Raw genomic sequence first — 4,404 nt, 5'->3', positions numbered from 1 at the left:
GGCGACAAGGCGTGGCTGCAGGCCGGCACCGGCGGCTACCAGCAGTTCCCGCTCACCGCCGCGGCCCAGGTCTACGACCCGTCGGCGCGACCCGATCCGCACAGCGGCTGCTGTTGTCTCAGCGTGGAGTACGCCAAGCCCGGTCAGCCGCGCAGGGCTCGTGGCGGGAGGCGATCGCGGGTTGTGCGCGCGGGTCGACTCGGCCAGAGCCTGGCCTTTCGGCCTGCGATGGGGTACGCACAGGCGCCGGTGCCGGTGCAGGCGGTGTCGCCGAAGCCGCCGGGGCCGCCGTCAACGTGCAGCCGGCCTTCGAACCTCGCGGCCGGCCCGGACTCGCGCCAGGCCTTTGCGTCGTGCATCGATGATCTCATCGGCCGTCGCGCCTACGACCTCTTCCTCTGCCGCCGCTGAACGCGAGGCCCGCGCCCGATCATGCTGCTCCTCGGCCTCGGCCTCGGCCTCGGCCTCGGCCTCGGCGCGCCGGCGCTGTCGAGGCACACCTCATCGGCGTCTACGCCGGTTCAGCGTCACCTCCCGCGGCCGGCTGACGCGCCGCCTCTCCGTCCGCGGTGACGACGGTTCGTCACCTCAGCTGGTGGGGCGCTGGGCTCGTTCGCGGGTGACGTCGGTCCAGGGGCTCCACGCGAACCATCGCGGGATGGCCGAGGTGATCCTGGGCGGCCCGGCGACGTCGATCCGGCCGTCGGCGGTGGCCTCGGCCCAGGTGCGGTACCCCTGGAACACGTCGGCGAGGTCGGCGGTGGTCGAGGTGACGATGGCATCGCTGTCGAATCCCGGATGCTGGTGGCAGACCGACACCTCGCCCCGGTCGAGCACCAGCCAGATCGTCTGCGGTGCCGGGGCGGTGTGCCGGAATTCCAGCACCGTACGAGCCGTCGGCAGCGCTTCCGGCCTGACCCGGCGGTGCATCCACCACATGAGCGTGGTCGGCGGCACATCGTGCGGGCGGATCTCCTCGAAGAGCCATTCGATCGCCCACCGCGCCATCGCGTCGATGACCCGTTCCAGGTCCTTGCCGGCCGTCGTGAGGCGGTACTCGCTGCCACGCCCGGTCGGCGCGGGCCAGGTCTCGACGACTCCGTGCTTCTCAAGGTGCCGCAGTCGCTGGACGAGCAGCGAGCGGGAGATGCCGGGCATCGCCCGCGCGATGTCGTTGAACCGGGTGTTGCCGAGCACCATCTCCCGGAGGATCAGGGGTGTCCAGCGGTCCGCGACGACCTCCGCGGCTAGCTGGACGGGGCAGTAGTCACCGTAGTCAGGCATGGGCATATCGTCGCAGCGCCCGGACGCGGCTTGTAGTCCTGAATCTGTACCAGCCAGGTCGCGATTGTGGACTAGTGGCGGGCCCACGCCGCCACCGACGCTGAGTGCATGACGACATCGACCGAGCCGAGGGCTCAGCAGACCACCGATCTCACCGAGCGGGCCGCAGCGGTCGGCGCGACACTCGCCGAACACGCCGCCCGGCACGACGCCGAGGGCAGCTTCGTGACCGAGGCGTATGACGTGCTCCGCTCCGCCGGCCTGCTCAAGGTGGGTGTGCCCGTAGAGCTCGGCGGCGACGGCGCCACCATCGCCGAGCTGACCGCCCTGCAGCGTGAGCTCGCCCAGCACTGCGGTTCGGCGGCGCTGGCCAGCTCGATGCACCAGCACGTCGTCGCGTTCACCTCGTGGCGATATCGCCGCGATCTGCCCGGTGCGGAGGCCACCCTGCGCCGGGTGGCGGAGGAGGGCATCCTGCTCGTCTCGACCGGCGGCGGCGACTACACCCACCCGCGCGGCGAGGCGGTCAAGGTCGACGGGGGCTACCGGGTCACCGGCCACAAGCGCTTCGCCAGCCAGTCGAACCATGGCACGGTGATGGCAACCATGTTCACCTGCGACGACCCGGAGCGGGGCCGGCGGGTGCTGAACGTCGCGATCCCGCTGGCGTCACCGGGCGTCACCGTCGCAGACAACTGGGACACCCTCGGCATGCGCGGCACCGCCAGCAACGACATCCTGCTCACGGACGTGTTCGTCCCGGATGAGCGGGTGCTCGCCAATCGGCCGTACGGCGTGGTCGATCCGCCCCTGCAGGTGATCTCGCAGATCGCGTTCCCGATCATCTCGGGCGTCTACCTCGGGGTGGCCGAGGCGGCGTACCGGGCCGCGCTCGCCGGCGCCGCGCCGAAGGCCGAGAACGTGCTCGTGCAACGCCAGCTCGGTCTGATGCGGCACAAGCTGCGGGTCGCCTCGTGGGCGCTCGACGGTGCCCTGGCCGCGGTCGGCGACGACCCCCGCCCGTCCCCCGAGGTCTACCTCGCGGTGATGTCGGCGAAGAACGAGGTCGCCGAGGCGGGCGTCGCGGTCTGCGATCTCGCCATGGACGTCGTCGGCGGGTCCGCCTTCTTCAAGGGCTCGGTGATCGAACGGTGCTACCGCGACATCCGCGCGGCGAAGTTCCATCCGCTGACTGCCGAGGACGCCCTGGTCGAGGCCGGCCGGCACGCGCTTGGCAGCAAGGGCCTGCTCGCCTGACGACAGCAGCCTCGGTGTATGAGGTCGCGCCGCCACGGAGTCCGTGGCGGCGCGACCTCGTACCAGATGGTGCCTGTCTGTCCTTGCACGCCGATCACGCCCGTCGAAGCCCGTACGGGTCACTGGCCGCGATACGCGATGCCGGCGGGAGTGAAGGTGAACGTGGCGTCGAACCGACCGCGGCCATGGCGCACGGCGAGCAGCATCAGCGCTGGCTCAGGCTGGGCCAGTGAGGTATCCCAGTCGTAGCTGCTCGTGAAGTGCAGGCTGACAAGATCCTGCGCGCGGTCGGTGGGCGCGTAGGCCAGAGTTTTCGGGTAGCGGCGGTTGGAGCCGCCGAACAGCACCGACGGTGGCCCAAACTCATCGACTACCTCGGCAAAGCTGCGATCACGGGTGCACCATCCGGCCGCGCTGTCCCGAAGGCGGCAGTAGTCCACGTCGGTCAGCGTCCGGTCGACGATGAGCCAGCTCTGGCGCCAAGCGAACTCGGCGTAAACCGAGCTGACCGCGCCGTCATCGTTATGGCCCGGCAAGAGCTGCGCGAACGCTCCTCGCACGCCTAGCGAGTTGAACGCTCCGCGGGATTTGAGGTCTCGTTCCTCCTGCAGCCAAGCGTCCAGTACCCCGTCGACGAACGCCATGGTGTGCGTAAACAGCCGCAATGCGACCTCTCCGCCGTACATCCCGGCGCGGCGCAGCGCGCTGTTGAGATCGTCGAGGTGGAACTGACGCACTTCGTCGAGGGTAGGGCGGCGACCAGCGCCGTCGGCATCCATGCCGAGATCATCTCACGGCCGGAGGCTACCGCCGCCGACCGAAGCAATGCCGGAACCGCTGCACAACCCGGCCATCCACTGGGCCTACCCGCTGACATGCCCGGCATGGTCTGCCGACGCAGCGCGCTCGTGTTGGCCGATGGAGCCATCGCCGGCGGTGGGGAGGCGATCGCAAGAACAGATGATCACGGCAATCGACGGTCGGTTCTGGCCGACGTGCCCGGCGGGCTGGCGTGCCAGGCGGTATTCTGGCTGGCCTCTGAAGCTGTCCGCAGGGTCATGTCCCTGCATGAAACTGCCATCGGAGAAGCGAATGCTCGATGTGGCGACGGAACGGTTCGTCGATCAGGCCACCAGCCTGGCGCCGCAGGTGCTGGCGGTCGCCTTTGATCGCCAGGTCGGCCTGCGCTCCGAGGGCGGCCGCGAGGCCAGCAGAGCCGCGCGAATTTCGGCCGCCCAGAACTCGCAACTCGAACGTCGCATCGCATGGCGCTGCGGGCACGGGCCGACGAGCTGAACTCCATCCGTGGCGGCGTGCATGTCGAGGCATGGGCGGTGATTTCCACTGCCGCTCGTACGATCCTGGCGCGACACCGACTCACTGCAGAGCAGTACCGGGTGCTTATCGAACCGTTCACGGCCAGCGGTCTCGCGCTCCCGTCCGACCAGTAGGTTCATCGCCTGCGCCCGTATGCCGGGCAGCCCTGCGATGCCGTGGTGACGCGATTCGAGCCGGTGAGGATACGTTCTGAGCTTGACCCGGTTCTCCGGACACCGATCCTGAGGTGACACTGTCACCCGGGGAAGGAGTCCGAATGCCCGCACCACACCCGGCCGAGTTCCGTCAGAGGGCAGTCGAGCTGGCCCGGTTGAAGGACCGGCCCGTCTCGCAGTTGGCCAAGGAGCTCGGGATCTCCGAGTCTTGCCTGCGCAACTGGATGAACCAGGCCGACACCGACTCCGGCCGCAGTGACGGTCTGACCAGCGCCGAACGGCGTGAGATCGCCGAATTGCGGCGGGAGAAGCGCCGGTTGGAGACCGAGAACGAGATCCTGCGCCGGGCGGCGGCCTACTTCGCCCGCGA

6 protein-coding genes are annotated in these 4,404 nt (G+C 69.5%); 4 read left to right on the top strand and 2 right to left on the bottom strand.

Annotated features, from left to right (window positions below):
* On the top strand, positions 1–411 hold a 411-nt coding region (locus AB0J67_RS39405; protein WP_363490650.1), incomplete at its 5' end, for a hypothetical protein.
* 177 nt (positions 412–588) lie between these two features.
* Here AB0J67_RS39405 and AB0J67_RS39400 read toward each other — a convergent pair.
* Positions 589–1,284 (bottom strand): helix-turn-helix domain-containing protein, encoded by a 696-nt coding sequence (locus AB0J67_RS39400; protein ID WP_363490648.1) that lies wholly within the window; start codon positions 1,282–1,284, stop codon positions 589–591.
* A 108-nt stretch (positions 1,285–1,392) separates the two neighbouring features.
* On the opposite strand from AB0J67_RS39400, the gene AB0J67_RS39395 reads away from it, so the two are divergent.
* The gene (locus AB0J67_RS39395) at positions 1,393–2,541 is read left to right on the top strand and encodes an acyl-CoA dehydrogenase family protein (RefSeq protein ID WP_363490646.1); all 1,149 of its coding nucleotides are present in this window, start codon (positions 1,393–1,395) and stop codon (positions 2,539–2,541) included.
* Positions 2,542–2,660: 119 nt separating this feature from the next.
* Here AB0J67_RS39395 and AB0J67_RS39390 read toward each other — a convergent pair whose 3' ends face one another.
* A complete protein-coding gene (locus AB0J67_RS39390; RefSeq protein ID WP_363490644.1) occupies positions 2,661–3,320 on the bottom strand; it encodes a hypothetical protein in 660 nt (219 codons plus the stop codon).
* Between the two features lie 289 nt (positions 3,321–3,609).
* Here AB0J67_RS39390 and AB0J67_RS39385 point away from each other — a divergent pair, with 289 nt between their 5' ends.
* Both AB0J67_RS39385 and AB0J67_RS39380 read left to right on the top strand, forming a co-directional pair.
* On the top strand, positions 3,610–3,837 hold the full coding sequence (locus AB0J67_RS39385) for a hypothetical protein (protein WP_363490642.1): 228 nt from the start codon (positions 3,610–3,612) through the stop codon (positions 3,835–3,837).
* A gap of 298 nt (positions 3,838–4,135) precedes the next feature.
* A partial coding sequence (locus AB0J67_RS39380) for a transposase (protein ID WP_363490640.1) occupies positions 4,136–4,404 on the top strand: 269 nt, incomplete at its 3' end.

The sequence above is a fragment of the Catellatospora sp. NPDC049609 genome (genome assembly GCF_040675365.1).
Taxonomy (GTDB): domain Bacteria; phylum Actinomycetota; class Actinomycetes; order Mycobacteriales; family Micromonosporaceae; genus Catellatospora.
This window is presented reverse-complemented; position numbering and strand designations above follow the sequence as displayed.